The sequence below is a fragment of the Actinoplanes oryzae genome, assembly GCF_030757795.1.
In the GTDB taxonomy this organism is placed as follows: Bacteria; Actinomycetota; Actinomycetes; order Mycobacteriales; family Micromonosporaceae; genus Actinoplanes.
In genome coordinates, this window is the sequence record NZ_JAUQWH010000125.1 from 1 (window position 1) to 26,106 (window position 26,106).

Genomic DNA, 26,106 nt, shown 5'->3' on the forward strand with positions numbered 1-26,106 from the left:
CCGCCGGCGTCGCACGGGGGCACGGGACGCCGGCGGGGGTCGGTGCGGGCTACCAGCCCAGATAGCTGCGGGTCAGCGCGGCGACGTGCTCGACGACCTCGATGCCGCCCGCCCGGCTCGCGTGGCCGTGGGAGAGGACCGAGATCGAGACGTCGGTCTTCTCGCCGGTGATGCGGCCGGTGCTGTTGATGATCCAGCGGTTGTCGTCCTCCGCGCGGGCCAGCCAGCCGTTCTTGAGGGCCACGCTCTCCCCGTCGAGGGCGGCGGCGCTGACGCCCCAGGTCTGGTCGGCGTTGACCGACGCCATGAGCCCCAGCAGATAGTCGCGGGAGGTCTTGCCGAGCGGGCTGCCGGCGTCCCGCAGGGCGAGCAGCATCCGGGTCTGGTCCTTGGCCGTCGTGCCGCTCAGCCCCGAGGAGGCGGCCGGGGTGGTGTCCTGCAGCCCGAACTGGTCCAGGGCGGCGGCGAGGCCACCGGCGCCGCCGACGGCCGCGTACATCTTCTTGGCGGCGTCGTTGTCGCTCGCCACGATCATCTTGCGGGCGCGGGCGCGCTCGGTGGCGCCGAGGGCCGGGCCCTGCAGGAGCCGCGCGGCCAGGACCTCGACCTTGATGACGCTGGCGGCCAGGAACTCCCGGTCGCCGTGGTAGTCGTACCGTCGCCCGGTCCTGCTGTCGACCACCGAGACGGCGAAGTCCGGCACGCCGTTCGCGTAGGAGTCGAGGGCCTTGGTGAGCCGGTTGACGCGCTGCGGCCAGGATCCGGTCGCCTTGGACTTGTCCACCTGATCGCCGCGGCGGGGTCCCGGGAAGACGACGTTGGGTCCGCCCGCCTTCTTGAAGGCGACGAGCGCCTCGGGGGAGAGGGTGGCCAGCGGCTCACCGCGGGCGGCTCGCCCGACGTTCGCGGCGGGGGCGAGGGGCTCCGGCGTGGCGCCGCGCAGGGCCCGGGCGAGGAAGGCCTTCCAGATCTCGTACGGCATCCCGTCGCCGTTGATCGCCTTGCCGTCCTTCGTCCGGATGGCGCCCGGCTTGTCGCGGCCGACCCAGGTGACCGCGGCGAGCCCGTGGGCCCAGCCGGCCGTCCAGGCGTCGGAGGTGTCCGTGGTGTCGCCCCATTGCTGGGTGCCCGTCTTGGCGGCGGCGTGCACCCCGGGGACCTCGCCGTCGTGCTCGACGACCTTGGCTAGGACGGCGCCCAGGTCCGCGGCCACCTCCGGCGAGAGCACCCGCGCCGAGGTGCCCTCGTGGCGGTAGAGCGGCGAGCCGTCGGCCCGCGTGACGGAGTCGGTGAAGTAGCGGTCGGCGCGCCGGCCCCCGCTCGCCAGAGTGGCGTACGCGGTGGCGAGGTCGGCCGGGGCGACCGGATAGCGGCCCAGCGCGATGTCCGGGCGGGTCCTGCCGGGCTGGGGCTCGCCCTTGACGTCGACGAGCGTGTCCTGCTTGCCGTACTGCTCGGGGACGCCGAGCCGGTGCGCGAGGTCCGCGACGGCGCCGGCCCCGATCTGCTCGGCCAGCGCGTAGAACGGCGTGTTGAGCGAGTGCACCATAGCCGTGTCGAGCGAGCACATCGGACACTGCAGGTTGTCCTGGTTGTAGAGCGGTGCCCCGCCGCGGTCCTTGAAGAGCCGGGGCGAGCTGCCGTCGTAGAACGAGCTGAAACCGATGCCACGCTCCTCGGCCGCCGCGAGCACGATCGGCTTGAACGTGGACGCCGGCGGCCGGGGCGCGAGCGCGTCGTCGAAGTAGCCGCTGCCGCGGTTGCCGCCGTAATACGCGCGCACGGCGCCGCTCTCCGGGTCCACGGCCACCAGGGCGGTCCGCAGCTCGTCCGGCTGGCCGCGCAGCGCGTCGGCGATGCTGCTGGTGGCGGCGGCCTGGGCGGTGGCGTCGATCGTGGTCCGGATCTGCAGCCCGCCGGTGCGGACCTGCTGGCGGCTGATGCCCGCGGCGGCGAGCTCGCTCTCGACCCGGTCGGTGACGAGCCCGGCGGGGCCGCCGACGGTGCTCGCGGTGACGGACTTCGCGGCGACCTCCGGGTACGGCTGGGACAGCTCGGCCGCCGGCAGCCAGCCCGCCTCGGCCATGGCGCGCAGGATCCACTTCCACCTGTTCTGCGCCCACCTGAGGTCGACGGCCGGGTCGCCGATCGTCGGGTCCTTCACCATGGCGGCGAGGACGGCGCCCTGGCCGGCGGTCAGCTTGTCGACGCCCGTACCGAAGAAGGCGCGGGCGGCGGCCTCGATGCCGTACGCACCGCGCCCGAAATAGATGGTGTTCAGGTAGCGCTCGAGGATCTCGTCCTTGCTGAACCGGTGCTCCACCTTGAGCGCGAGCGCCGCCTCCCTGGCCTTGCGGCTGACGGTGCGTTCCTGCGTGAGGTAGGCGTTGCGCACGTACTGCTGCGTGATGGTGGACGCGCCCTGCCCGTCGTCGTGGGCGATGTTGCTCCACAGCGCCCGCAGCAGGCCGCGCACCGAGACGCCCGAGTGGTCGTAGAAGCCGCGGTCCTCGGCCGCCAGGAAGGCCCGCCGCACCGGTACGGGCACCTTGCCGAGCGGCACGTCGGTCCGATCGGTCGTGCCCACCCGGGCGAGCACCGTGCGCCCGTCGCGGTAGTAGACGACGGAGGCCTGCGGGGGCACCGGATCCGGCGGCAGATCGACACTCACGACGTAGCCGGCAGCCGCGGCGGCGAAGGCGAGCGTGGCCACCACGAGTCCGGCCGTCGTCCGCCGGGCCCACCGCGGCACCCGCAGCCACCACTTCGGTGCGCCGGGGAGCCAGGCGGGTCGACGCGGTATCCATCCGGGCATCCGTGTGCATCCCTTCGCCGTCGGGCGAGCGCCGGGCCGCGCTCGGAGGCATGACGGCCCCATAGCGGCACGAGGTTGCACGAAACCGGAACAAACTCGGAGGGCGACCGGCGGAACACGCTGCAGTAGGTGCCAGGAAGTGACCGCTGCACCGGGCACCATGGGTCGCATGCCGAAGACCTCCGCGCGCCTGCTCGCCCTGTTGTCACTGCTGCAGGCCCGGCGCGACTGGCCCGGCACGGTGCTCGCCGACCGGCTCGACATCAGCCTGCGTACGGTCCGGCGCGACGTGGATCGGCTGCGCGAGCTCGGGTATCCCATCGCCGCGGTCAAGGGTCCCGACGGCGGCTACCGGCTGAGCGCGGGCACGGAACTGCCGCCGCTGCTCTTCGACGACGAGCAGGCGGTGGCCCTCAGCGTCGCCCTGCAGGTCGCGGCCACGACGCCGGGCAACGGCATCGCGGAGGCGGCCGCCCGGGCGCTGACCACGGTCCGCCAGGTCATGCCCGCCCGCCTGCGCCACCGCATCAACGCCCTCCAGGTCACGGTGGTCGAACGCCCCACCACCCGTCCGGCCGCCCCGGTCGACGCATCGCTGCTGCTCGCCGTGGGCGCCGCCGTCCACGCCCGCGAGGTGCTCAGGTTCGACTACGGCGCCGAGTCCGACCGCCCGCCCCGCCGCGCCGAGCCGCACCACCTGATCACCTGGGACGGCCGCTGGTACCTGGTCGCCTGGGACCTCGACCGCGCGGACTGGCGCATCTTCCGGCTGGACCGCATGCTCCTGCGCACGCCCAACGGCCCCCGCTTCACGCCCCGCGACCTGCCCGCCCCGGACGTCGCCACCTACGTCGCCGGCAAGTTCCGCGGCTCGTCGGAGGGCTCCCGCTGGCCGTGCGAGGGCGTCGTCGTCCTGCACGCGCCCGCGGCCACCATCGCCCAGTACACCGCCGACGGCGTCGTCGAGGAGCTCGCCCCCGGCCGCTGCCGCCTCACCCTCGGCTCCTGGTCGTGGCCGGCCCTGGCTGCCGCGATCGGCCGCTTCGACGCCGACATCGAGGTCGAGGGGCCGCCCGAGCTGCGCAGCGCCTTCGCCCACCTGGCCGCCCGCTACTCCCGCGCGGCGGAGCCCCCGAACTCCTGAACCGGCAGGTCGACGGTGAAGGTGGAACCGGTTCCCGGGGTGCTGGTGGCGGTGACGTCACCGCCGTGGGCGCGGGCGAGCTGGCGGGCGATGGGCAGGCCGAGGCCGCTGCCGCCGGTGGCCCGGGTGCGGGAGGTGTCGGCGCGCCAGAAGCGGTCGAAGACCTTCGGGAGGTCGGCGGGGCTGATGCCGGTGCCGGTGTCGGTCACCGCGATGCGCAGGCGGGAGTCGTGCAGGGTGAGTCGGACGGTGACCGTGCCGCCGGGCGGGGTGTGGCGTACGGCGTTGGAGACCAGGTTGCCGACGATCTGGCGCAGGCGCACGGGATCGACCGCCACCTCGGGGTCCGCGGCGGCGTCCAGGGCGAGGGCGACCCCGGCGGTGCGGTGCGCGTCCAGGACCTGCTCGATCAGGTCCTTCACGTACGTGGGGGAGGGGTGCACGCGCAGGCTGCCCGCCTCCGCCGCGGCGAGGTCGCGCAGGTCGTCGATCACGTGGTGCAGCTGGATCGACTCCTCCACCAGCAGGTCGAGCACCTCGGCGTCGACCCGGACGGCGCCGTCGCGGGCGGTCTCCAGCCACGTGCGGATGGTCGTCAGCGGGGTGCGCAGCTCGTGGGCGATGTCGTTGACCATGTCGCGGCGCTGGTGCTCCACGGCCCGCCGGCGCTCGGCGAGGTCGTTGAAGGCGGTCGCCAGGTAGCCGATCTCGTCGCGCGTGGTCACCGGCACGGCCCGCTGGGACTCGACCGGGCGGCGGGCGGCGTCGGTCAGCGCGCGCAGGGGCCGGACCAGCCGCAGGCCGGCGACCACGGTGACCGCGCAGGCCACGACCAGGACGGCGGCGGCGGTGCCCGCGATGCGCAACCGGTTGCCGGGCGACAGGTCCACCGACGGCGCCGGGACGACCCGGCCGGTGACGAAGAGCAGGGCGGGCGGGGCCACGTACGGCCGCAGCTGGGCCCGGCGAGCCTCGTCCAGACACATCCGGATGCCGTTGTCGCTCGCGCCGGCGACGGTGAACTGCGGCGTGACCGTGGCCGTGGCACCGCACTCGGCCATGCGCGCCGACAAGTCGCGCAGGGGCCGGCGCTCGGAGGCGACGGGCGTGGTGAGCTCCGGGGCCGGGCAGCCGGCGGGGACCCCGGCGCTGATCTGGCGGACGGCGGGGCGGCCGCTGGGGGTCCCGATGATCTCGGCCTGGATCCCGTACGCGGCGAGGCAGTTGATCTGCTTCTCGGCGGCCTCGCGGAGCGTGCGCTGTTCGCCGGCGGTGAGCCGGTAGGGGCCGACCGCGCGCGGGTCGATGCGGCCGCCGGAGACGCGGGCGATGCCGGGGTCGAGGAACAGCGGGTCCACGGTGGCGGTGGGCACCTCGGAGACCGCGACGGCGTCGGCCGCGTCCGGGGCGGAGCCCGCGATCAGCGTACGGCCGGGGGTGGTCAGCGCGATCCGGCTGCGCGTGAGGTCGCCGAGCCGCGTGATCGTGCCGCCGGCGCCGTCCCACGAGTCGTGCGTCGCCGCGTACTCGATGAGGGCGTCGTAGATGTCGGTGTCGGCGGAGAGCGTCCGGCTCTGCTCGTGCGTGACGGCCCGCTTGGTGAGCTGGACGGAGAGCCAGGCGGTGGCGGCGATCGCGCACAGGGCGATGAGGACGGACGCGGCGAGCAGGCGCACCAGCAGGCTGCGGTGCAGCGGCACGGCGCTCATCCGGAGCCGGCCATCTTGTATCCGACGCCGTAGACGGTCAGCAGCAGCACCGGCCGCCGCGGATTCGGCTCCAGCTTGCGGCGCAGGTTGGAGATGTGCGTGTCGATGGTGCGTTCCGTCGACTCGCGGCCGGCGCCGCTGGTCTGCTCCAGCAGGGCGGCCCGGGTGAGCACCCGCTCGGGCCGGCGCATCAGCGCCACCAGGATCGCGAACTCGTCGGGCGTGCACTCGACCGGCCGGTCCCCGGCACGCACCTCGCGGCTGTCCAGCGTGACGGTGACGGGACCGGCGCGCAGGACGTCGGCGGCGGCGGGCCGGACCCGGCGCAGCAGCGTCTGGATCCGCGCGAGCAGCTCCCGCGGCCGGTAGGGCTTGGTGAGGTAGTCGTCCGCGCCGCGCCCCAGACCGAGGAGCAGGTCCTCCTCGCCGGTCCGGGCGGTGAGCATGAGCACCGGGACGGCCGACTCGCGGCGCAGGATCCCGCACAGCTCGATGCCATCCATCCCGGGCAGCATGACATCCAGGAGTACGAGGTCCGGATGCATCCGGCGGGCGGCGGCGAGCGCCGTGGGACCGTCGTGGGTGACCGTGATGCGATGGCCCGCCGACTCCAGGTAGCGGCGCAGAACCTCCGCATGCTTCACGTCGTCCTCGGCCACCAGCACATGAGCAGACACGAGCCCGACTATAAGAGCCGCAGCAACCCTGACAACTTCTTGTCAATCGGTCGGCAGGATCGTCGCCGTGCTCAAACAAGTGTCAGTTGCCGTCGTGGTGCTCGCCGCCGCGGGGACGGCTGCCGTCGTGCTGACCAGGGACGCCGGCGCGCGGAAGACGCCGACGGCCGAGAAGATCGCGGTCGAGACGGTCGAGATCACCAAGGGCGACCTGTCGACGAGCAGCACGCTCGGCGGCACCCTCGGCTACGGCGCCCCGCGCGTGGTCAAGGGCGCCGCCGCCGGGGTCGTGACGTGGCTGCCCAAGACCGGCAAGGTGGTCAAGCGCGGCGGGGTGCTCTACCGCGTCAACGATGCACCGGTGCCGCTGTTCCTGGGCAGCCCGCCGCTCTACCGCACCCTCGCCGCCAAGGACACGACCGGCCGCGACGTCGCCATGGTCAACCGCAACCTCAAGGCGCTGGGCTACGCCACGGGCGTGCAGCCCCTCACCGTCGGCAAGAAGGACGTGCGGAAGGGTGAGGACGTCCTGACCGCCGCCCTTCTCGCGGCGATCAAGCGCTGGCAGCGGGACACCGGCATGCCCGAGGACGGCAAGCTGGAGGTCGGCGACGTGGCGGTGCTGCCCGCCGCCGTCCGGGTGGAATCGGTTTCCGCTGTTCCAGGAGACGCCGCCGCGGCGGAGCTGATGACCGTCACGCCGACGAGGAAGGTCGTCACCGTGCAGGCGTCGCCGGACGAGGCCGGCTCGCTCGACGAGGACGACAAGGTGGGGCTGCGGATGCCCGACGGCACCGAGTCCACCGGCCGGATCGGGGCGATCGCGACGGTGGCGCAGCCCGGCGAGGACCCGGGCGGCCAGCAGCAGGTGGCGATCACCGTGACGCTGGACGACCCGGATGCGGCGGGGCGGCTCGACGGCGGCAGCATCGAGGTGCGCGTACCGGGGGAGAGCCGCAAGGGCGTGCTGACCGTGCCGGTGAACGCCCTGCTGGCGCTGCAGGAGGGCGGGTACGCCCTGCAGCTGCCGGACGGCAGCCTGGTGCAGGCGGAGACCGGGCTCTTCGCCAAGGGCATGGTCGAGGTGAGCGGCGCGGGGCTGCGCGCGGGCCTGCGGGTGGTGACCACCTCGTGACCGCCGTGCTGTCCCTGCGCCACGTCAGCCGCACCTATCCCGGCGGCGTCACGGCCCTCGACGACGTGTCGCTCACCATCGCCGAGGGCGAGCTGGTCGCCATCGTCGGACCGTCCGGGTCCGGCAAGTCCACGCTGCTGAGCATCATGGGCACGCTCGACCGTCCCACCCGCGGCACCGTCGAGCTCGCCGGCCAGGACGCGGGCCGGCTGCGCGACCGCCGCCTGTCCGCGCTGCGCGGCCGCCGGCTCGGCTTCGTGTTCCAGCAGTTCCACCTCACCGACGGGATGAGCGCGGCGGACAACGTCGCCACCGGCCTGCTCTACGCCGGTGTCCCGCGGCGGCGCCGGCGGGCGATGGCGGAGACCGCGCTCGAGCGGGTCGGGCTCGCCCACCGCCTCAGGCACCGGCCGCACGAGCTGTCCGGCGGCGAACGGCAGCGGGTCGCCATCGCCCGCGCGATCGTCAACGAGCCGGACCTGCTGCTCGCCGACGAGCCCACCGGAGCGCTCGACACCGCGAACGGCCGGGCGGTGCTCGACCTGTTCACGCGGCTGCACGCGGAGGGCGCGACCATCGCGATCATCACCCATGACCGGGACATCGCGGCCCGGCTGCCCCGCCGGGTGGAGGTGCGCGACGGGCGGATCGTCGCGGACACCGTACGGGCGGGGTCGTGAACGTCGTCGATCTGCTCGCCGTCGGCACGGTCGGCCTGCGGATCCGCAAGATGCGCGCCGTGCTGTCCGCGCTGGGCATCGCCGTCGGCATCGCGACGATGGTCGTGGTGACCGGCATCCCGGCGTCCAGCGAACGCGCCCTCATGGCCGAGCTCGCCGCGCTGGGGCCCAACCTGCTGCAGGTCACCACCGCCCCGCGCACCGGCGACGAGCCCGCCCGCCTGCCCCGCGAGGCCCCCGCGATGGTGCGCCGCATCGGCCCGGTCATCAGCGTCGCGGCGGTCGCCAACACCAACACCGTCGTACGCCGCAACGACCGCACCGACCCCCGCGACGGCTCCGGCCTGACCGTCCTCGCCGCCCAGCCCGAACTCCTCGGCACGCTGGAGGTGTCGCTGCTCGCGGGCCGGCTGCCCGACACCTTCCCGACCGTGGTCCTGGGGGCGGTCGCCGCGGCCCGCCTCGGCATCGCGACCCTGCCACCCGGCCCGCCGCCGCAGGTGATCATCGGTGACGCGTGGTTCAGCGTCGTCGGCATCCTCGCGCCCACCACCCTGTCGCCGGAGATCGACCGGTCGGTGCTGGTCAGCTGGACGGCCGCGGAGAAGCAGCTGGGCTTCGACGGCTATCCGACGGTCCTCTACGTCCGGGCGGAGGAGCCGTCGGTGGAGGCGGTGCGCGGCGTCCTGCCAGCCACCGTGGATCCCGACAACCCGGCCAACGTGCAGGTCTCGCTGCCGTCGGACGCGCTCGCCGCGAAGCGGTCCGCCGAGCGTACGTTCTCCGTGCTCTTCCTCGGCCTGGCCCTGGTGGCGCTGCTGGTCGGCGGCATCGGGGTGGCCAACACGATGGTGATCTCCGTGCTCGAGCGGCGCCCGGAGATCGGGCTCCGCCGTGCCCTGGGGGCGAACCGCGGCCAGATCCGCGCCCAGTTCCTCACCGAGTCGGTCGTGCTCTCGGGCCTCGGCGGGCTCACCGGCACGGCGCTCGGCATCGCCGCCACCGCCGCGTACGCGTGGCAGCACGACTGGCCGCTCGTCGTCCCGCTCAGCACGGTCGGCGCGGCCCTCGGCGGCGCCGTCCTGGTCGGCGTGATCGCCGGCGTCTACCCGTCCGTCCGCGCGGCCCGGCTCACGCCGACCGCCGCTCTTGCCTCCGTCTGAAAGGTTGTTCCGGTGCGGTTTCTTCTTGTTCCAGCGCTGTGTCTCTCCCTGGCCGCGTGCAGTGAGGCGGCGCCGCCTCCGTCCTCCTCCGACTCCTCCGGCGGCGGCGAGGTGGCCTCTCTCGCCAGCGTCGCGCCCTCCGCGTCGCCCAGCGCCCCGGCGGAGCGCCCGCTCATCCGTACCGACACGTCGTCGGCGGAGGAGGACCGCCTGTACCAGATCTTCATCGACTGCATGGTGGCCAACGGCGACCCGGACTACACCCTGAAGCACGGTGCCGAGAGCGGCGCCGCCCCCGCTGCCGTCGCCGCCGCACGGGAGGGCGGCCCCGGCGCGGAGGCGAAGCGCAAGAAGGCCAGGAAGGCTTGCCAGGACAAGGAACCCGAGGAGATCTGGCAGCGGGCCAAGCGCCTCGACCCCGCGTATCCCGACAAGCTGCGCGACTGGGTGACGTGCGTGCGCTCGTACGGGATCGACGCCTGGGAGGACGACGGCTTCCTCGCCTTCGAGAGCCTGCCGCCCGACCCGCAGATGAAGAAGGTCGACGAGTGCCAGGACAAGGTCTTCGGCACCGCCTGACGTTGCCGGCACCGCCTGACGTTGCCCGCACCGCCTGACGTTGCCCGCACCGCCTGACGTTGCCCGCACCGCCTGACGTTGCCGGCACCGCCTGACGTTGCCCGCGACGCCTAGAGTGGCGGCCCATGAGCTTCGCCGACAAGACGAGGGCGGGCCGGCAATGAGTTTCGCGGACGAGACGAGGGCGGGCCGGCGATGAGTTTCGCGGACGAGACGAGGGCGGCCTTCCGGCGCGGCGACACCGCCGGGGTGCAGCGGCTGGCCGAGGCCGAAGCGGCCCGGGCGCGGGCGGCGGGCGAGCCGGCCGCCGAGGTCGAGGCCCTGTACGCGCTGGCCCGCGTCGCCCTGCGCGGCGACGACCTGCCCCGGGCGGAGCAGCTCGCGAGGGCCGCGCTCGGTGTCGCCCTGCGTGCCGGGGACCGTTCCCTGGAGGAGCGTCCCCGGCACGTGCTGGCCGCGGCGGCCCGGATGTCCGGCGACCATGCGACGGCCCGCGACCGGTACGAGGAGAGCATCGCGCTCAACCGGGAACTCGGCCGGGACGGGACTGTCCGCACCGAGTTGTACAACTTGGCGTTCACCGAACTGCATCTGGGCAACCCCGGCAGAGCGCGCGAGCTGTTCGCCCACAGCCGCGGCATCGGCGAGCAGTACGAGGCGATCGCCGACGCGGCACTGGCCGCCGCCGACGGGGATCACGCCCGGGCGGCGCGGGCGCTCGAGGCCGCCGGCGCCGCGTTCACGGCCGCCGGGCAGGTGCCCGATCCGGACGACGCCGCCGAGATGGCCCGGGTCCGGGCCATCCTCTCCGGGGAGCTCTCGTGACGCGACTGATCGGTCTCAACGCGATCCTGGGCGTGTTCGCCATCTGTCCGCTCACGGGCGCGCTGTCGTTGCTGGCGTACGCGAGCAGTGGCCCCTACGCCCCGGGCACGAACCACACCTACGCCTCCGTCGGCGGGCAGCCCGCGCCCCTGGAGATCGACACCGACGAGGCCGGGATCGTCGCGATGGGTCTGCTGGTCGCGGCCATGGTGCTCGTGCCGGTCTTCTTCGCGATCAACATCCCGCTCGTACGCCAATTGCGCCCGCGCGTCCCGCCGGCGCTGGCCTGGTGCGCCGCCCTCGTCGTCGTGCTGCTGCCCTTCGGCGTCGTCCTGACCCTGTGGTGGTGACGGGCCACCAGGACCGGAACGCCGCCACGGCGCCTCGGGTCGCTCAGGGCGCGGACACCTGATGTTCCCCTGGGCAGCCCATCCTGGCCTGGTGAGCACGCCCCCGCGTCCCGGCCTCGCCATCCGCCCGCCCCGCGTGTCCGCCCTCTTCCGGATGTCGCCGGCGCTGTCGCGGTGGGGGCGTCCCGCGCTCGGCGTCGCGGTCGTGGTGGCCGCCGGGGCCGGGCTGCGCGACCGGCTGCCTGACGCCCACGCCCTCCTTGCCGCCGGGCAGAGCCTCGACCTGCGCTGGGCCGCGCTGGCCGTCATCGCCGGTGCGCTCTCCCCGGCCGCGGTCGGCGAACAGGAACGGCTGCTGCTCGCGGGACTGGGCGTCCGGCTGCCCCGCCGCCGCGCGGTCCCGCTGGCGGTCACCGGGGCCGCGATCAGCCTGGCGGTGCCGGCCGGATCGGCGGTGGCGGCTGCGTTCACCTTCCGCACCTTCCGCCGGTACGGCGCCCCGCCCGCGGTGGCAGCGGCGGTGACCGTGCTGTCGGGCCTGGTGTCCGCGCTCGGCCTCGCGCTGCTGTCCGCCACCGGATGGCTGCTCACCACCGGCAGCTACGCGGCGGCCGGGTGGCTCGGAGCGGCCGCCCTCGTCGCCGCGGCGGGCTGGCGTCTGCGCGGCGCCCTTCCCCGGCCCGCTCCGGGAACACGATTCCACACCGGCGTCACCGTAACCGTCCGGTCGATGCGCGCGGTGCCCCTCCGGCGGTGGGCCGCGATCCTGTCCGTGGGCACGGTCAAAGGGGCGCTGGACCTGACCTGCCTGGCCGCCGCGGCCGCCGCCTGCCACTGCACGCTCGGCCCGGGCGCCATCGCGATGATCTACGCCGGCGTCCAGGTCGTCCGGCTGATCCCCCTGACCCCCGGCGGCGTGGGCCTGATCGAGGTCAGCATGGCCGCCGCCCTCGTGGCCGCCGGCACCACCGAGCCCGTGGCGGCGGCCGTGGTGGTGCTCCACCGCCTCGTCACCTTCTGGCTGGTCCTCCTCCTGGGCGCGGCCGGCTGGCTGCACCTGCGCCGCGACCACCCCGCGGCTGAGACCGGTGGTGGGTGACGGCGGTGGTGAAGACGTCCATGGCACGCCGGGCGACCTCCGCGTCCGAGCCGTTCCACAGCGGTTCCAGCCACGGCCCGGCGAAGAGACCGACCAGCGTCGGCGCGCCGTCCGCGGCACTGGCATCGAGCCACTCGCTGATGTCGCCGTCCCCCGGCCCGTGCACGCGGTAGTAGCCGGAATCGTGCACCGGCCAGAACCGCCGCTCGCACCGCAGCACCACCTTCTCGACCCGGCCCATGCCCAGCCGCCCCAGCGCGCCGGCATGCGCCCGCGGCAGCGCAGGCTCGAAGGCGATCCGCCCCGCCCGCAGCACCCCCACCGGAACGGTCACGATCGCCGCGTCGAACCGTTCCGAGACACCGTCGCCGCTGAGCACCACCCCGTCGTCGCCGTGCCGAATCCGCCGCACCGGGCGGCGCCTCCGGATCGTCAGCCCCTCGGCGAGATGGTCGACCAGGCGCCGGTAACTGCCGACGATCCAGCGATCGCCCTCGCCGACGCCGGGCTCGAACCCGTGCCGGGCGCTGAGGAACGACAACGGCACGCCGGCGTCCATGACGATCTCCGCGTCGGCGAACCGGCGGATCGCCCGGGCTGTCCACGGCCCCGGATCGCGTTGCCACGCCTCGACCACGTCGGCGATGCTCGCGCCCTCCGCCGCGCCCGCCAGCCGCCTGCGCAAGTCCCGCTCCAGCTCACCCGTCCCGGCGCCGCCCGCGGGCCCGTGTTCCATCTCGTCCGTCCCGGCGCCGCCCGCCGGGCCGTGTTCCAGCTCGTCCGGAACCGGTGCCGGCTGTTTCAGCGCACGTGACGAGTGGGTGGCCCGGCCAGCGCCGGCGCGAGGCCCCAGTGATCGGACACGGCCGCCGCGAAGCCCCGGTGATCGGACACCGCCGCCGCCCATGCCTCCGGGCGCCGGCGCATCGCCCTGCCGGCCGGACGGGACGGCGAGCACGAGCGGGTCGGTGAAGTCGGTGGGTACGGTGGTCAGGCCGAGGCCCTCGGCGAGCCGGGCGAGCACGTTGCCGGGGTACTGCTGCAGCCAGTTGGCGCCCAGGTCGAACGCGAAGCCGCCCACGTCGATCCCCGCCGCGCGCCCGCCGATGCGGTCCCGGGCCTCCCACACGTCGACGCTCAGTCCACGCCCGGCCGCCTCCCGGGCCGCGGCCAGCCCGGCGACCCCGGCGCCCACCACGGCGATCCGCGCATGCCCGAGCGTGGCGGCCCAGGCGCCGGCCTCGGCTCCCTGCTCGTAGGCGCCGTGGGTCATGCCCGCCCGCGTCGCATGCGTGGCCTCACCGGCGAGCCGCAACCGGTTGCCGATCGGGGAGCCCAGCGCCGTGCGGTCCGCGGGCGTCCCGTCGCGGCCGATCAGGCTCCACGAGCCGCCCGACCATGGATCCTCGCCCCACCGCGAAACCGCGAACGCCCTCATGCGAGCATCACACTCACCAGGCCACCCCGAACACAAGCCCTCCCGCGGCCGCCGTGGTCAGCAGCCCGAGGACCACCAGCGCCGTCCGGATCCGCTGCCGCAGCAACGCTTTCCGGCATGCCGCCATGAGGATCCGCCACTCCCGCGGACTCGGCTCGCCGGCGACGCTGCGCACGTCGAAGTGGTCACGCAGCCCGGCGACCAGCCGGCTGTGGCTGTCGCGGTGCCACTCGTCCCACCCCAGCTCGTCGCTCCACAGCCGGAAGTCCTCCTCATGCGTCACACCCGTTCGACGTCGCACAGCCCCGCCGAGGTTGCCTCGACGGGCCGACCCTCTCCGGCGGGCCGAGGCGCGCCCGGCGGAAGGCGCGGACCCGGGAAGGTGCCCCAGGCGGAAGGCGCGGACGCGGGAAGGTGCGCCCGGCGGAAAGGCACGCACGCGGAAGGCACGCACGCGGAAGGCACGCACGCGGAACGTGGGCAGGGCGGGCAGGGCGGGAACGCGGGTAGGCGGAAGGCGGTTAGGCGGAAGGCGGGCAGGGCGGCGAGGGACGGCGTGCGGCGGGGGCACGCTCAGGTGCCGGCCGCCACGGCGGCCGGGAAGCAGCCGGCGAAGGGGTCCGGCAGGCGGCGCCAGGCGGCCTCCCCCTCGGCGATCTCGGCGTCGGTGAGCAGGCAGGCGGTGAGCAGGGCCGTCAGGGCTTCGGTGTCGAGGCCGAAGCCGACGAACGACAGCACCGTGCGGCGGTCGCCGTAGTACGGGTCCCAGCCGGCGTCGGCGGCCAGGCGGCGCATCGGGGCGGCCTCGGACCAGCGTTCGCGGGGGAGGGCGGCCAGCCACGGGCCGAGGCTGCCGAGGCGCAGGCCGCCGCCGGCGGACTCGAAGGCGATGGCGGTGTCGCCCTGGCTGGCGATCCACAGCTGGCCGCGGCCGCGCAGGGCCTCGCCGGTCAGGTCGTCGAGGGCGTCGTTCAGGCGCTGGGGATGGAACGGGCGGCGGCTGTGGAACAGCAGGGCCGTGACGCCGTGCGGGCCTGCCGGCTCGTGGATGCCGATCGGGTAGCCCTGCAGCGCCCGCTCCGGCATGCCCGGCACGCCGGGGTCGTGCCGGGCGGTGCGGAGCACCCGGGCGGCCAGGGCCCGGCAGTCGACCTCGGTCCTCTCGCCGATGCGGACCAGGGCCGCCCACGGGGCGAGGTGCTGCAGGAGGGCGGCCTCGGCGGTGGCGGTGCCCCACAGGACCAGGGTGTCGGCGAACTCGATCTGGCGGCTCACCACGTCGGCCACCGCGCGGTCGTCGGCGGCGGCGGCGTGCAGGTCGCGGTCGCGCAGGTCGTCGGTGGTGGCCAGGTCGCCGAGCAGGGCGGTCGCCTCCACGACGGTGACGAAGGAGTCGAAGCGGACGGCGTTGAGCACGGCGGTGCCGTCCACGACGGTGTGGGCCGCGGCCGTCGCGACCGCTTCGGGCTCGACGGCGGGTGGCAGCGCCAGCAGGAGGTCGTCGCCGGGGTGCTGCCTGCTCAGCCGTACGAGGGTGGGCAGCACGTCCTCGCGCAGCGTGCACGACACGCAGCCGTGCACCAGCTCGGTGAGTCCGCTGTCGAGCACGCCGGCGGCGGTGCGCACCGTGCGGTGCACCAGGCCCTCGCGAACGCCCGAGAGGTCGTGGCTCACCACGAGCAGCCGGCGGTCGCTGCCGGCGAGCAGGGCACGGGTCACCGCCTCGGTGGCCGCGGGCGAGAAGCCGGCGAGCACCGTGACGCGGGAGCGGACATCCGGGTCATCAGTCATGCCCCCATCTTGTTGGAAACGGTTTTCATTGTAAAGTTGCCGCCATGTCTTCCGTCTGTGATGTCACCGGCAAGCAGCCCGGCTTCGGCAACGCCGTCTCCCACTCCCACCGGCGCACCCGCCGCCGCTGGAATCCCAACATCCAGCGACGGCGCTACTTCGTGCCGTCCGAGGGCCGGCACGTGCGCCTGAACGTCAGCACCACCGGCATCAGGATCATCGACCGCGACGGCATCGACGCGGTCGTCGCGCGGCTGCGGGCGCGGGGGGTGCGGCTCTGATGGCCCGCACCACGGACGTGCGCCCGATCGTCAAGCTGCGCAGCGCCGGCGGCACCGGCTACACCTACGTCACCCGCAAGAACCGCCGCAACGATCCCGGCCGTCTCGTCCTGCGCAAGTACGACCCGATCCTGCGCCGCCACGTCGACTTCCGGGAGGAGCGCTGAGCGGGGCCGCTCAGGGCCGGAGGAGGGCCTCGCGGGCGGCGGCGAGGATCCGGTCGGAGACCTCGGTGCCCCGGGTCGCGCGGGCGAGGATCATCGCGCCGACCAGGGTGGACACGGCGGCCAGGTCACCCTCGCCGGCGGGGCCGAGCGCCCGGGCGTACGCCTCCACGCCCTGCGCGTAGGTCCGCACGGCGGCGTCCTGCGGCCCGCGGGCCAGGTCGCCGCCGAACCCCGCGCACGGGCAGCCCGTCGCCGGGTGGTCCCGGTGCTGGGCGGACAGGTAACGCTCCACGTAGGCCGCCCGCTCCTCGTCGCCGCTGCCCTCCGCGGGGAGCACCGCCTCGGTGAACGCCTGCTGGAGCGCCTCGGTGACGAGGGCTTCCTTCGAGGCGAACTGCTTGTAGAAGCCGCCGTGCGTCAGCCCCGCCTCGGCCATCAGGTCGGCGACGCTGACGCCGGCGATGCCCCGCTCGCGGAAGAGCCGGGCCGCTGTCTCGACGACGCGCTGCCTGTTCGCCTCGGCCTGCACCTTCGACACCCGTCCCATGCGCGCGAGCTTAGCCGGAGGACCGGGTTAAATGACGAATGACATCTATCACGTCCGCGGCGCGTCACTAGACTGGCGATCATGACTGACAAGCCCCTGCCGCCGGAGATCGCCGGCTTCCTGCGGCGGCCGAACCCCGCCGTCATGGCCACCGTCGCGGCCGACGGCCGTCCCGTGACGGTCGCCACGTGGTACCTGCTCGAGGACGACGGGCGGATCCTGCTCAACCTCGACGCGACGCGCGCCCGCCTCAAGCACCTGCGCACGGATCCCCGGGTCTCGCTGACCGTCCTCGTCGAGGACAACTGGTACACCCACGTCAGCCTCCAGGGCCGCGTCGTGGAGATCAGCGACGACGTGGAGCTGCGCGACATCGACCGGCTGTCGACGCTGTACGGCGGGCGGCCGTACCCGAATCGGGAAAGCCCCCGGGTGAGCGCGCGCGTCGCGATCGACCGCTGGCACGTCTGGGGCGAGCTGCCCGGGGAGTAGGGGGCGGCGAGTCACGGCGTGGCGAGCTCGTCCCGGCGGCGCGAGAGGTAGGCCTGCTCGGCGCTGTTCGTGGCGAGGGCGACGGCCCGGTCGTAGGCCGCACGTGCCTCGCCGGCGCGCCCCAGCCGCCGCAGGAGGTCGGCCCGGGTGGCGTGGAAGGCGTGATAGCCGTCCAGCGGCAGCCCGGCCAGCTCCGCCAGCGCCGCCTCCGGCCCGTCCAGCTCGGCGACGGCGACCGCCCGGTTGAGGCGCACGATCGGCGACGGGTCCAGGCGTACCAGCTGGTCGTAGAGCGCGCGGATCTGCCACCAGGCGGTGTCGCGCACGTCCGGGGCGTCGGTGTGGACGGCGTTGACGGCGGCGAGCAGCTGGTAGCGGCCGGGCGGCTCGCCGCCGGCGATCCTGGCGCGGACCAGGGCGTGTCCCTCGGCGATGAGCGTGCGGTCCCAGACGGTACGGTCCTGGCGGTCGAGGGGCACGAGCTCGCCGGTGTCCGAGACGCGGGCGGCGCGGCGGGCCTCGGTCAGCAGCATCAGCGCCAGCAGCCCGGCGGTCTCGCCGTCGCCGGGCAGCAGGTCGTGGACGAGCCGGGTGAGCCGGATCGCCTCGGCGGTCAGGTCGCCGCGGACGGGGTCCCCGCCCGGCGCCGAGGCCAGATAACCCTCGTTGAAGACCAGGTAGAGCACGGCGAGGACCCCGGTGACGCGCGCGGGGACGTCGTCGGCCAGCGGGACCCCGTACGGGATCCGGGCGATCTTGATCTTGTCCTTGGCGCGGGTGATGCGCCGGCCCATCGTGGCCTCCTGGACCAGGAACGCGCGGGCGATCTCGGCGACGGTGAGCCCGCCCACCATCCGCAGGGTGAGCGCCACCCGGGCCTCCATGGCGAGGGCCGGATGGCAGCAGGTGAAGACCAGCCGGAGCCGGTCGTCGTCGATGGCGCCCAGCGGCTCGGGCGGGCCGGACAGCATGAGGGCCTCCCGGTGTTTCTCCGCACGTTTCGCCTCGCGGCGCAGGCGGTCGACGGCCTTGCGGACGGCGGTGGTGGTGAGCCAGGCGCCGGGGTTGGGCGGCACGCCGTCGCGGGGCCAGCGTTCGACGGCGACCGCGAACGCCTCCGCGGCCGCCTCCTCGGCGAGGTCGAGGTCGCCGAAGCGGCGGGCGAGGGCCGCGACGACCCGGGCCCATTCCTGCCGGTGGACCCGGGCGACGGGCGTGCCCACTACAGGAACGGCCGGAGCTCGACCCGGCGGTTGCAGTGCTCCGATCCCTCGGCGGCCAGCCGGAGCGCGACGTCGAAGTGCGGGGCTTCGACGATCCAGAAGCCGGCGGTGTACTCCTTGGTCTCCACATAGGGCCCGTCGGTGACCACCGGCTCGCCGCCGCGGCCGTCGACGACCGTGGCCGTGGCGGGCTCGGCCAGCCCGCCCGCGAAGACCCAGTGGCCCCCGGCCCGCAGCCGGTCGTTGAAGGCGTCGATCGCGGTCATCTCGTCGTCGGTCGCCGTGCCGGACGCGACGTCGAGCACGGAAATCAGGTATTGCGCCATCGGATGGTCTCCCTGTCGTGCGGTGGGTGCCTTTCCACCTTGCTACGAAGAGCGCCCCGGCGATCGGACGCCGGTGGTCCGGCTTTTTCGTTTCAAGATCACCCGAAAGCCTTCCGTCGAAGGGGCATGGGCAATTGCCCGAAAGGTCGCATCGGCGCGGGGTCGCGCAGAAACCGAAATTGGAGATCACCGGAGCCGTTACCGACCCCGGCAATAGCCGTTTTTCATGACGAGTCAGACGAATCCGGGCTAATCGGACTCGGTACGGCTCCGACCAAGGAGAATGTTCATGAACATGGTGAAGCGCACCCTGGCGATGGCCGGTCTGGCCGTCGCCGCCGGCGCGGCAATGGGCGTCAGCCCGGCCATGGCCTCCCCGGCGGCCTCCGCCGGCACGGCCGCGACCGAGCAGACCGCCACGCAGCAGGCTCAGACGCCGCGGCGCAGCCGCGTCGTCCGGGTCTACCGGTCCGCCCGGGCCTGCGAGGTCGCCGGCTGGCGCGGCGAGCGTCGTGACCTGTGGGACGACTACCGCTGCATCCGTCTCCGTGACAACTTCCGCTCCGCGTACGCGCTCCGCGTGTACTGGGACAGCTGGGGTCACAACAACGGCCACGACGGTCACAACGGCCACGACGGTCGCGGCAACGACTGGAACGACGGTCGCGGTCACGGTCACGACGGCCGTGGGCACGACGGTCGCGGCCCGCGCAAGTAATTGAACGCAGCAAGCTGAACACCGGCCGGGGGTCGCGCACACAGCGCGGCCCCCGGTCGTTCGTCCGGAACCATCACTATCGACGTCAGGAGTTCCCATGTCTCGGCGCTGCCTCGCCCTCGCCGGTGCCGTTCTCGCCGGTGGCCTGGCGGGCGTCACACCGGCGGCCGCCGCGGTGACCTATGACCCGCGGGCCAGGACCGGATTCGTCGGCGCGGCCGACGTTCGCGACGCTTTCGGCTGGAGCGACGCGACGCTGGCCGAACGGGCCGCCGGCCTCGAGTTCGACCACCATTTCTTCGCCGACGACACCTACTCCGTCAGCTGCGGCGAGGGCGTCTTCCCGGTCGTGCACCACCGTGAGTTCGGCCGCTATCAGCTGGGCGACACCGTGACGCACGACGACGGCGGCTACGGCCGGAATGTCACCGGCTTCCGGCTGACCGGGCCGATCGCCGGCATCTCGGGCACCTCCGTGGCGCCCGCGGCCGGTCAGCCGTGCCCCGGCCGCCCGGGCGCCCGGATCGTCGCGGCGCGTCCGGCGGCGACCAGCACGGGCTGGTCGCTCAGCGTCAGCTCCGGTGCGGAGAGCCGGGAGCTGCTGCGGCACTGAGCGTGCGCAGCAGCAGCTGCCCGGTCGCCTCGAGGTGGGCGCGCATCGCAGCCTCCGCGGCGGCGCCGTCGCGGGCCAGCACGGCGGACACCAGCGGTACGTGCTCCGCGTGGATCTCCGCCAGCGTGCGCCCGCTGGCCGTCGTCGGCGGGCCGAGCAGCGCGGTGGTGCTGCGCAGGCCCGCCACGAGCGCCGCGGTGCGGGGCTTCCCGGCCGTACGCAGCAGCAGGTCGTGCAGGGCCCGGTCGGCCGGCCAGAAATCCCGCTCGGCCGCGGTCTCCATGGTCGCCAGCGCCGCGCGGATGGCGGCGTGCTGCGCCGCGGTGCCCCGCTCGGCGGCGAGCCGGGCGGCGGGCGGCTCGAGGGCCAGCCGGATGCCGAAGATCTCCTCGATGTCGTGCGCGCGCGGCGGCAGCACGCGGAAGCCCCGGTTGCGCAGGATCTCGATCAGCCCGGCCTCGGCGAGGCGCAGCAGCCCCTCGCGCACCGGGCTGCGGGAGACGCCGAGCAGCTCCGCCAGCTGATAGACCGAGTACGTCCGGTCGGGCACGAGCTCCCCGGCGGCGACCCCGTCGCGCACGGCCTGGGCGACGGCGTCGGCGAGGGTCGGGGCCTCGGGGGGCAGGACAAGCGACGGCACGAGTAACATGTTACGCATGAACGAGCTGCTGGGAGCCCTCGGCAAGGCCGGGCTCGAGGTGCGGTCGGATCCCGGCACCCTGGGGATGTATGCGACGGACGCCTCGCTCTACCGGATCCCGCCGCTGGCCGTGGTCCGCCCGCGCGACGCGGACGACGTGGCCGCGGCGCTGGCCGTCGCCCGCGCGACCGGGGTGCCGCTGACCTCCCGGGGCGCCGGCACGTCCGTGGCGGGCAACGCCGTGGGGCGCGGCATCGTGCTCGACTTCTCCCGGCACTTCAACAAGGTGCTGTCCGTCGACCCCGAGGCGCGCACCGCCGTGGTCGAGCCCGGCACGGTCCACGCCGTGCTGCAGAAGGCCGCCGCGCCGCACGGCGTCCGCTTCGGCCCCGACCCGTCGACGCACCCGCGCTGCACGATCGGCGGCATGATCGGCAACAACGCGTGCGGCTCGCGCTCCCTGGCCTACGGCCGCACCTCGGACAACGTGGTGGACCTGGAGCTGATGACCGCCGCCGGGGAGACGTTCACCTCGAGCGCCCCGGGCGTCTGGGCCGAGCGGCTGGGCGCCGTGGTCGCTCCCCACCTCGCCACGGCTCGCACCGAGTTCGACCGCTTCGGGCGGCAGGTCTCGGGCTATGCCGTCCAGCACCTCCTGCCCGAGCGCTTCGACCTGACCCAGGCGCTCGTCGGCTCGGAGGGCACCCTCGCGGTCATCACCCGGGCGACCGTGCGGCTGGTCACCGACTCGCCGGTCCGGGTCGTCGTCGTGCTCGGCTTCCGGGACATCGTCGCCGCGGGCGAGGCGGCCCCGGCGGTGGTCGCCCACGGTCCCACGTCCTGCGAGGGGCTCGACTCCCGGCTGCTCGACGTGCTGCGCGCGCGCCGGGGCGCCGATGCCGTGCCGCCGCTGCCGCGGGGCGGCGCGTGGCTGTTCGTGGAGCTGGCCGGCGACGAGCCGGGCGAGGTGCTGTCGCGGGCGCGCAAGCTGGCCGGCGACGGGATCGCCGACGAGGCGCTCGTGGTCGAGGACCCGGCGACCCAGGCCCGGCTGTGGCGCATCCGCGAGGACGGCGCCGGGCTGGCCGGTCGCGCGCCCTCCGACAAGCCCGCCTGGCCGGGGTGGGAAGACGCCGCGGTTCCGCCCGCCCGCCTGGGCGCCTACCTGGCGCGCTTCGACGAGCTCGTCGCGTCGTACGACATGACCTCGGCACCCTTCGGGCACTTCGGCGACGGGTGCATGCACGTGCGGCTGGACTATCCGCTGGACCAGCCCGGCGGGACCAAGGTGCTGCGCGAGTTCCTGACCGACGCCGCGAAGCTCGTGGGGGAGTTCGGCGGGTCGCTGTCCGGCGAGCACGGCGACGGCCGGGCCCGCTCCGAGCTGCTGCCCCACATGTACTCGGCCGACGCGCTCGCCCTCTTCGCGGGCATCAAGCACGCGTTCGACCCGGGCAACCTGCTGAACCCCGGCGTCCTGGTCGATCCCGATCCCGTCGACGCCGACGTACGCCCGGCCGGCCGGTTCCCGCTGACGTCGCTCGCGATGGCGTATCCGCACGACGGCGGCGACCTCGCGCAGGCCGTGCACCGGTGCACCGGGGTGGGCAAGTGCCGCGCCGACAACTCGGCGGCCGGCGGGGTGATGTGCCCCTCCTTCCTGGCCACGCGGGAGGAGAAGGACTCCACGCGGGGGCGCGCCCGGGTGCTGCAGGAGGTCGTGCGGGGCGAGCTGCCGTTCGCGCACCCGTCCGTGCACGACGCGATGGACCTGTGCCTGGCGTGCAAGGGCTGCGCCTCCGACTGCCCGACCGGCATCGACATGGCGACGTACAAGTCCGAGGTCCTGCACCAGAGCTACCGGGGCAAACTGCGCCCGCGCTCGCACTACTCGCTGGGGAAGCTGCCGTTCTGGGCGCGGCTGGCGGGGTGGACGCCGCGGCTCGCCAACGCGGCGACGCGGCTGCCCGGTCTGCGATCGCTGGCGTTGTGGCTGGCCGGCGTGGACAAGCGGCGCTCGGTGCCGGCCTTCGCGCGCAAGCCGTTCCGCCGGACGTTCCGGGCGGCGGCGTCGTCGCGGGTGCCGGTGGTGCTGTTCGCCGACTCGTTCTCCGATGCGTTCTCGCCCGAGGTCGCGGAGGCCACCGTGCGGGTCCTGCGCGCGGCCGGCTACGAGCCGCGCCTGCCGTCGGGGTCGGTCTGCTGCGGCCTCACCTGGATCACGACCGGTCAGCTCGACACGGCCAAGAGGATTCTCGCGCGTACGGTCGCATCACTCGCCGCGGACGCGCACGCCGGCATTCCGATCGTCGGCATCGAGCCCTCGTGCACCGCCGTGCTGCGCTCCGACATTCACGAGCTGTTGCCGGACTCGTCCGACGCCCGTGCCGTCGCCGGATCCGTGCGCACCCTGGCCGAGCTGCTCGCGGCGACGCCCGGCTGGACCCCGCCCGACCTGACCGGCGTCGAGGTGGTGGCGCAGCCGCACTGCCACCACCACGCCGTCCTGGGCTGGAAGGCCGACGCCGACCTGCTCGCCTCGACCGGCGCCACGGTCAAGCGGCTGGCCGGCTGCTGCGGGCTGGCTGGCAACTTCGGCGTGGAGATCGGCCACTACGAGGTCTCCGTCGCCGTGGCCGGGCAGAACCTGCTGCCGGCCCTCGACGCGAAGCCGGACGCGGTGGTGCTGGCGGACGGCTTCTCCTGCCGCACCCAGGTGGCCGACCTGCGCGACCGGCCGGCCGTCCACCTGGCGCAGCTACTCGATCGCTGAGATCACGCCCACTGCGCGGCGCGGAGGGTGTTGACCATCAGCATGGCGATGGTCATCGGGCCCACCCCGCCGGGCACGGGCGTGATCCGCTCGGCGATGCCCATCAGCTCGGCCGTCCGGACGTCGCCCACCAGGCCGGTCGCCGTGCGGTGGATGCCGACGTCGATGACCGTGGCGCCGGGCTTCACGTGCTCGGCGCCGATCAGGCCCTGCACGCCGGTGGCGACCACGAGGATGTCGGCGACCCGGGTCACCGAGGGCAGGTCGAGGGTCGGCTTGTGCGCGACGGTGACCGTGGCGTCGCGCTGCTGCAGCATCTCCGACATCGGGTGACCGACGAGCGCCGAGCGGCCGACGACGACCGCGTGCGCCCCGCGCAGCTTCACGCCCTCGGCGTCGAGGAGCTCCATGACGCCGCTCGGCGTACACGGGCGCAGGCCCTGCTCCCCGCGGGCCAGCAGGCCGGCGCTGCGCGTGGTGAGCCCGTCGACGTCCTTGCCCGCCGGGATCCGGTCGATCAGCGGGTTCGGGTCCAGGTGCGGCGGCAGGGGCAGCTGCAGCAGGATGCCCGAGCACGCCGGGTCGGCCGCGAGCTCGTCGATGACCGCGGCCACCTGCGCCTGGGTCACGTCGGCGGGCAGCGAGCGGTGCAGGTCGACCATGCCGGCCTCGCGGACGGCCTTGCGCTTGCTGGAGACGTACACGGCGCTGGCCGGATCGTCACCCACCAGGATGGTCGCCAGGCCGGGCCGGAGCCCCGACGCTGTCACGTCCGCGGCCACCTGGTCGCGGACCCGCCGCGCGATGGCCTTGCCGTCTATGAGCTGAGTATTGATCATCATGCGAACACAATCGTGTGGTTGCCGTGACGGATGACGCGGTCCTCGCTGTGCCACTGCACCGCGCGGGAGAGCACGGCCCGCTCGACGTCGGCGCCGCGGCGCTGCAGGTCCTCGACGGTGTGGGCGTGGTTGACCCGGACGACGTCCTGCTCGATGATCGGGCCCTCGTCCAGGTCCTCGGTGACGTAGTGCGCGGTCGCGCCGACCAGCTTGACCCCGCGCTGCTTGGCCTTCGCGTAGGGACCCGCGCCGATGAAGGCCGGCAGGAACGAGTGGTGGATGTTGATGATGGGCACGCCCAGCCGCTCGATGAAGTCGCTCGACAGGATCTGCATGTAGCGGGCGAGCACCACGAAGTCGACGTTGCCGGCGAGCAGCTTGAGATGCTCGGCCTCCGCCGCCGACTTGTCCGGCCCCGGCGGCGACGGCACGTGGAAGAACGGGATGCCGAAGGAGCGCACCTCGTCGGCGTGGTCGGCGTGGTTGGAGACGACCATCGCCACGTTCACCGGCAGCTCGCCCCGGCGGTGCCGCCAGAGCAGGTCGAGCAGGCAGTGGTCCGACTTCGAGGCGAAGATCGCGACCCGCTTGGGTACGGACATGTCGCGCAGCTGGAAGTCCAGCTCGAAGCCGTCGGACAGCAGCCCCTGCAGGTCCGCCTCGACGGCCGGCAGGATGGCCTTGAGGTTCGGGGCGCTGAAGACGGTCCGCTGGAAGAAGGTGCCCCCGTGCGGATCGTCCGAGTACTGGTCCAGTTGCACGATGTTGGCCTGGTGCCTGCTGAGCACCGAGCTGACGGCCGCCACGATGCCGGTGCGGTCCTGCCCGTGCACGATCAGCGAGGCCTGGTGCGCGGGTCTCACTCCGGCCGCGGCGGGTGCCGGGGCGTGCTGGGCCAGCGTCACGTCAGCCCTCCTTCGCAAAGTCGGTGATCCACTCGGCGGTGGACTTTAGCCCGCCGAACGTGTAGAAGTGCAACTTCACCTCGCCGTGGCGTCCCGGGTCGTGACCCGCGGCGAGCGCCCGCAGGAAGTCGCCGGGGCCGGCTGTGCTCGTCAGCCCCGCCGTCTCCGGGGCGATCCCCGCGCTGCTCGCGACGCCGAAGCGGGTCGCGTAGCCCAGCAGCCTTCGCACGCCCGTGGGCCCCGGCACGCCGATCCGCACCGGGCCGTCGATGCCCCGCTCCCGCACGGCGGCGATCCAGCCGAGCACCGGATCCGCGTCGAAGCCGAACTGCGTGACGATGGCGCCGCGCAGCCCGCGCTCGCGCAGCGCCGCGCTCTTGGCCTCCAGCGACGACCACAGGCGGCCGGCGGGGATGCCCGGATGCCCCTCGGGATAGCCGGCGATGCTGACGCGCCGGACGCCGTACCTCTCCAGCAGGCCGCTCTCGATCAGCGACAGCGAGTCGGGAAACGGGCCCGCCGGGGTGACCGGGTCGCCGCCGACGGCGACGATCTCGGTGCCGGTGCCGTCGTCCCTGAACCCGGCGAGAAGATCCTGGAGCGCCGCGCGCGAGGTGAGCCGCCGGGCGGACACGTGGGGGACCGGCACGAACCCGTTGCCCGCCACCGCCCGCGCCGCGGCCCGCCGGGTCTCGGCGTCCTCGGACCCGAGAAAGGTGACGCTGATCCTGGTCCCCGCCGGAATGCTCGGCCGGGCGGCGGCCAGCTCGCCGACGTCCCTGCCGGTCATCTCGAGCGAGAAGTCCTCGAGCATCGCGTCGTCGCCTCCCCGTCCCCCTGAAATGGTGCCGCAGCCGATCACTCCGGCCCCAGCCGCCCGCCCCCGATGCGGTGGCGGTCACACCGGCGCCCGAGCCCTCGGTCGCTTGTAGCCCCCTTCCAGTCCAGGATCCTAGGACGCCTCAGCGGTGGTGCCATGGCCCCCCGGGCGGCCAACTGGACGGCGACCGCGAATGGCCGTCGCAACCCGCCTCGCCCGCGCGATGGCCGTCGTAGACCGCCTCGCCCGCGCGATGGCCGTCGTAGACCGCCTCGCCCGCGCGATGGCCGTCGTAGACCGCCTCGCCCGCGCCATGGCCGTCGCGGCCCGTCCCGTCCGCGCCTGTGGCCGTCC

General features: G+C 74.2%; 28 protein-coding genes. 14 read left to right on the top strand and 14 right to left on the bottom strand.

Features of this window, described 5'->3' with window-relative positions:
- Positions 1-49 precede the first annotated feature (49 nt).
- A complete protein-coding gene (locus RBH18_RS31250; RefSeq protein WP_306214057.1) occupies positions 50-2,815 on the bottom strand; it encodes a transglycosylase domain-containing protein in 2,766 nt (921 codons plus the stop codon).
- Between the two features lie 169 nt (positions 2,816-2,984).
- Between RBH18_RS31250 and RBH18_RS31255 the strand changes: the two genes are divergently transcribed.
- Complete coding sequence (locus RBH18_RS31255; protein ID WP_306214058.1) at positions 2,985-3,959, top strand: helix-turn-helix transcriptional regulator; 975 nt, start codon at positions 2,985-2,987, stop codon at positions 3,957-3,959.
- On the opposite strand, the gene RBH18_RS31260 is transcribed toward RBH18_RS31255, so the two are convergent.
- Positions 3,926-5,668: a sensor histidine kinase gene (locus RBH18_RS31260; RefSeq protein WP_306214059.1), complete on the bottom strand. Its 1,743-nt coding sequence runs from the start codon at positions 5,666-5,668 to the stop codon at positions 3,926-3,928. The genes RBH18_RS31255 and RBH18_RS31260 overlap by 34 nt on opposite strands.
- Entirely contained in the window at positions 5,665-6,345 is a 681-nt protein-coding gene (locus tag RBH18_RS31265) for a response regulator transcription factor (protein ID WP_306214060.1), read from the bottom strand. Before RBH18_RS31265 ends, RBH18_RS31260 begins: the two co-directional genes overlap by 4 nt.
- Positions 6,346-6,412: 67 nt before the next feature.
- Here RBH18_RS31265 and RBH18_RS31270 point away from each other — a divergent pair, with 67 nt between their 5' ends.
- The 7 genes from RBH18_RS31270 (at position 6,413) to RBH18_RS31300 (ending at position 12,176) form a co-directional block, all read left to right on the top strand.
- Positions 6,413-7,480, top strand: a complete 1,068-nt coding sequence (locus RBH18_RS31270) for an efflux RND transporter periplasmic adaptor subunit (RefSeq protein WP_306214061.1) — start codon at positions 6,413-6,415, stop codon at positions 7,478-7,480.
- On the top strand, positions 7,477-8,160 hold the full coding sequence (locus RBH18_RS31275) for an ABC transporter ATP-binding protein (RefSeq protein ID WP_306214062.1): 684 nt from the start codon (positions 7,477-7,479) through the stop codon (positions 8,158-8,160). The genes RBH18_RS31270 and RBH18_RS31275 overlap by 4 nt, the downstream gene beginning before the upstream one ends.
- Positions 8,157-9,323, top strand: a complete 1,167-nt coding sequence (locus RBH18_RS31280) for an ABC transporter permease (RefSeq protein ID WP_306214063.1) — start codon at positions 8,157-8,159, stop codon at positions 9,321-9,323. Before RBH18_RS31275 ends, RBH18_RS31280 begins: the two co-directional genes overlap by 4 nt.
- 12 nt (positions 9,324-9,335) lie before the next feature.
- The gene (locus tag RBH18_RS31285; RefSeq protein ID WP_306214064.1) at positions 9,336-9,902 is read left to right on the top strand and encodes a hypothetical protein; all 567 of its coding nucleotides are present in this window, start codon (positions 9,336-9,338) and stop codon (positions 9,900-9,902) included.
- 195 nt (positions 9,903-10,097) lie between these two features.
- Complete coding sequence (locus RBH18_RS31290) at positions 10,098-10,727, top strand: tetratricopeptide repeat protein (RefSeq protein ID WP_306214065.1); 630 nt, start codon at positions 10,098-10,100, stop codon at positions 10,725-10,727.
- A complete protein-coding gene (locus RBH18_RS31295) occupies positions 10,724-11,077 on the top strand; it encodes a hypothetical protein (RefSeq protein WP_306214066.1) in 354 nt (117 codons plus the stop codon). Before RBH18_RS31290 ends, RBH18_RS31295 begins: the two co-directional genes overlap by 4 nt.
- Before the next feature lie 91 nt (positions 11,078-11,168).
- Positions 11,169-12,176, top strand: a complete 1,008-nt coding sequence (locus RBH18_RS31300; RefSeq protein ID WP_306214067.1) for a lysylphosphatidylglycerol synthase transmembrane domain-containing protein — start codon at positions 11,169-11,171, stop codon at positions 12,174-12,176.
- Here the strand turns inward: RBH18_RS31300 and RBH18_RS31305 are convergent.
- From RBH18_RS31305 to RBH18_RS31315, 3 genes are all read right to left on the bottom strand, one after another.
- Positions 12,088-13,614, bottom strand: a complete 1,527-nt coding sequence (locus tag RBH18_RS31305) for a flavin monoamine oxidase family protein (protein ID WP_306214068.1) — start codon at positions 13,612-13,614, stop codon at positions 12,088-12,090. The two genes, RBH18_RS31300 and RBH18_RS31305, sit on opposite strands and share 89 nt — an antisense overlap.
- A 13-nt stretch (positions 13,615-13,627) precedes the next feature.
- The gene (locus tag RBH18_RS31310) at positions 13,628-13,897 is read right to left on the bottom strand and encodes a hypothetical protein (protein WP_306214069.1); all 270 of its coding nucleotides are present in this window, start codon (positions 13,895-13,897) and stop codon (positions 13,628-13,630) included.
- Positions 13,898-14,187: 290 nt separating this feature from the next.
- Complete coding sequence (locus RBH18_RS31315; RefSeq protein WP_306214070.1) at positions 14,188-15,405, bottom strand: CobW family GTP-binding protein; 1,218 nt, start codon at positions 15,403-15,405, stop codon at positions 14,188-14,190.
- 44 nt (positions 15,406-15,449) lie between these two features.
- Here RBH18_RS31315 and rpmB point away from each other — a divergent pair, with 44 nt between their 5' ends.
- Complete coding sequence (gene rpmB, locus RBH18_RS31320; protein ID WP_306214071.1) at positions 15,450-15,686, top strand: 50S ribosomal protein L28; 237 nt, start codon at positions 15,450-15,452, stop codon at positions 15,684-15,686.
- Positions 15,686-15,853 (top strand): 50S ribosomal protein L33, encoded by a 168-nt coding sequence (gene rpmG / locus RBH18_RS31325; protein ID WP_306214072.1) that lies wholly within the window; start codon positions 15,686-15,688, stop codon positions 15,851-15,853. Before rpmB ends, rpmG begins: the two co-directional genes overlap by 1 nt.
- Before the next feature lie 10 nt (positions 15,854-15,863).
- Here the strand turns inward: rpmG and RBH18_RS31330 are convergent, their stop codons facing one another.
- Positions 15,864-16,400, bottom strand: a complete 537-nt coding sequence (locus RBH18_RS31330) for a TetR/AcrR family transcriptional regulator (protein WP_306214073.1) — start codon at positions 16,398-16,400, stop codon at positions 15,864-15,866.
- Positions 16,401-16,481: 81 nt separating this feature from the next.
- Between RBH18_RS31330 and RBH18_RS31335 the strand changes: the two genes are divergently transcribed.
- A complete protein-coding gene (locus RBH18_RS31335) occupies positions 16,482-16,892 on the top strand; it encodes a PPOX class F420-dependent oxidoreductase (RefSeq protein ID WP_306214074.1) in 411 nt (136 codons plus the stop codon).
- 11 nt (positions 16,893-16,903) lie between these two features.
- Here the strand turns inward: RBH18_RS31335 and RBH18_RS31340 are convergent, their stop codons facing one another.
- Both RBH18_RS31340 and RBH18_RS31345 read right to left on the bottom strand, forming a co-directional pair.
- Positions 16,904-18,115 carry an RNA polymerase sigma factor gene (locus RBH18_RS31340; protein WP_306214075.1) on the bottom strand — a complete coding sequence of 404 codons (1,212 nt, stop codon included), beginning with the start codon at positions 18,113-18,115 and terminating at the stop codon, positions 16,904-16,906.
- Positions 18,115-18,441, bottom strand: a complete 327-nt coding sequence (locus RBH18_RS31345) for a YciI family protein (RefSeq protein ID WP_306214076.1) — start codon at positions 18,439-18,441, stop codon at positions 18,115-18,117. Before RBH18_RS31345 ends, RBH18_RS31340 begins: the two co-directional genes overlap by 1 nt.
- 289 nt (positions 18,442-18,730) lie before the next feature.
- Here RBH18_RS31345 and RBH18_RS31350 point away from each other — a divergent pair, with 289 nt between their 5' ends.
- The gene (locus RBH18_RS31350) at positions 18,731-19,159 is read left to right on the top strand and encodes a hypothetical protein (RefSeq protein ID WP_306214077.1); all 429 of its coding nucleotides are present in this window, start codon (positions 18,731-18,733) and stop codon (positions 19,157-19,159) included.
- Between the two features lie 97 nt (positions 19,160-19,256).
- The gene (locus RBH18_RS31355) at positions 19,257-19,772 is read left to right on the top strand and encodes a hypothetical protein (RefSeq protein WP_306214078.1); all 516 of its coding nucleotides are present in this window, start codon (positions 19,257-19,259) and stop codon (positions 19,770-19,772) included.
- Here the strand turns inward: RBH18_RS31355 and RBH18_RS31360 are convergent.
- The gene (locus tag RBH18_RS31360; RefSeq protein ID WP_306214079.1) at positions 19,732-20,412 is read right to left on the bottom strand and encodes a GntR family transcriptional regulator; all 681 of its coding nucleotides are present in this window, start codon (positions 20,410-20,412) and stop codon (positions 19,732-19,734) included. The two genes, RBH18_RS31355 and RBH18_RS31360, sit on opposite strands and share 41 nt — an antisense overlap.
- A gap of 7 nt (positions 20,413-20,419) precedes the next feature.
- Between RBH18_RS31360 and RBH18_RS31365 the strand changes: the two genes are divergently transcribed.
- On the top strand, positions 20,420-23,185 hold the full coding sequence (locus RBH18_RS31365) for an FAD-binding and (Fe-S)-binding domain-containing protein (RefSeq protein WP_372339018.1): 2,766 nt from the start codon (positions 20,420-20,422) through the stop codon (positions 23,183-23,185).
- 2 nt (positions 23,186-23,187) lie between these two features.
- On the opposite strand, the gene RBH18_RS31370 is transcribed toward RBH18_RS31365, so the two are convergent.
- The 4 genes from RBH18_RS31370 to RBH18_RS31385 form a co-directional block, all read right to left on the bottom strand.
- The gene (locus tag RBH18_RS31370; RefSeq protein WP_306214081.1) at positions 23,188-24,027 is read right to left on the bottom strand and encodes a bifunctional 5,10-methylenetetrahydrofolate dehydrogenase/5,10-methenyltetrahydrofolate cyclohydrolase; all 840 of its coding nucleotides are present in this window, start codon (positions 24,025-24,027) and stop codon (positions 23,188-23,190) included.
- Positions 24,024-24,932: a formyltetrahydrofolate deformylase gene (gene purU, locus RBH18_RS31375; RefSeq protein WP_372339019.1), complete on the bottom strand. Its 909-nt coding sequence runs from the start codon at positions 24,930-24,932 to the stop codon at positions 24,024-24,026. Before purU ends, RBH18_RS31370 begins: the two co-directional genes overlap by 4 nt.
- 1 nt (position 24,933) lies before the next feature.
- A complete protein-coding gene (locus RBH18_RS31380) occupies positions 24,934-25,746 on the bottom strand; it encodes a methylenetetrahydrofolate reductase (RefSeq protein ID WP_306214082.1) in 813 nt (270 codons plus the stop codon).
- Between the two features lie 148 nt (positions 25,747-25,894).
- A partial coding sequence (locus RBH18_RS31385; protein ID WP_306214083.1) for a hypothetical protein occupies positions 25,895-26,106 on the bottom strand: 212 nt, incomplete at its 5' end.

What these genes read in the sequence shown, in the direction of transcription:
- RBH18_RS31250 (WP_306214057.1), bottom strand. Translation starts at nt 2,815, where the DNA reads ATGCCCGGATGGATACCGCGTCGACCCGCCTGGCTCCCCGGCGCACCG.
- RBH18_RS31255 (WP_306214058.1), top strand. Translation starts at nt 2,985, where the DNA reads ATGCCGAAGACCTCCGCGCGCCTGCTCGCCCTGTTGTCACTGCTGCAG.
- RBH18_RS31260 (WP_306214059.1), bottom strand. Translation starts at nt 5,668, where the DNA reads ATGAGCGCCGTGCCGCTGCACCGCAGCCTGCTGGTGCGCCTGCTCGCC.
- RBH18_RS31290 (WP_306214065.1), top strand. Translation starts at nt 10,098, where the DNA reads ATGAGTTTCGCGGACGAGACGAGGGCGGCCTTCCGGCGCGGCGACACC.
- RBH18_RS31305 (WP_306214068.1), bottom strand. Translation starts at nt 13,614, where the DNA reads ATGAGGGCGTTCGCGGTTTCGCGGTGGGGCGAGGATCCATGGTCGGGC.
- RBH18_RS31315 (WP_306214070.1), bottom strand. Translation starts at nt 15,405, where the DNA reads ATGACTGATGACCCGGATGTCCGCTCCCGCGTCACGGTGCTCGCCGGC.
- rpmB (WP_306214071.1), top strand. Translation starts at nt 15,450, where the DNA reads ATGTCTTCCGTCTGTGATGTCACCGGCAAGCAGCCCGGCTTCGGCAAC.
- rpmG (WP_306214072.1), top strand. Translation starts at nt 15,686, where the DNA reads ATGGCCCGCACCACGGACGTGCGCCCGATCGTCAAGCTGCGCAGCGCC.
- RBH18_RS31330 (WP_306214073.1), bottom strand. Translation starts at nt 16,400, where the DNA reads ATGGGACGGGTGTCGAAGGTGCAGGCCGAGGCGAACAGGCAGCGCGTC.
- RBH18_RS31335 (WP_306214074.1), top strand. Translation starts at nt 16,482, where the DNA reads ATGACTGACAAGCCCCTGCCGCCGGAGATCGCCGGCTTCCTGCGGCGG.
- RBH18_RS31345 (WP_306214076.1), bottom strand. Translation starts at nt 18,441, where the DNA reads ATGGCGCAATACCTGATTTCCGTGCTCGACGTCGCGTCCGGCACGGCG.
- RBH18_RS31350 (WP_306214077.1), top strand. Translation starts at nt 18,731, where the DNA reads ATGAACATGGTGAAGCGCACCCTGGCGATGGCCGGTCTGGCCGTCGCC.
- RBH18_RS31355 (WP_306214078.1), top strand. Translation starts at nt 19,257, where the DNA reads ATGTCTCGGCGCTGCCTCGCCCTCGCCGGTGCCGTTCTCGCCGGTGGC.
- RBH18_RS31365 (WP_372339018.1), top strand. Translation starts at nt 20,420, where the DNA reads ATGTTACGCATGAACGAGCTGCTGGGAGCCCTCGGCAAGGCCGGGCTC.
- RBH18_RS31370 (WP_306214081.1), bottom strand. Translation starts at nt 24,027, where the DNA reads ATGATGATCAATACTCAGCTCATAGACGGCAAGGCCATCGCGCGGCGG.
- RBH18_RS31380 (WP_306214082.1), bottom strand. Translation starts at nt 25,746, where the DNA reads ATGCTCGAGGACTTCTCGCTCGAGATGACCGGCAGGGACGTCGGCGAG.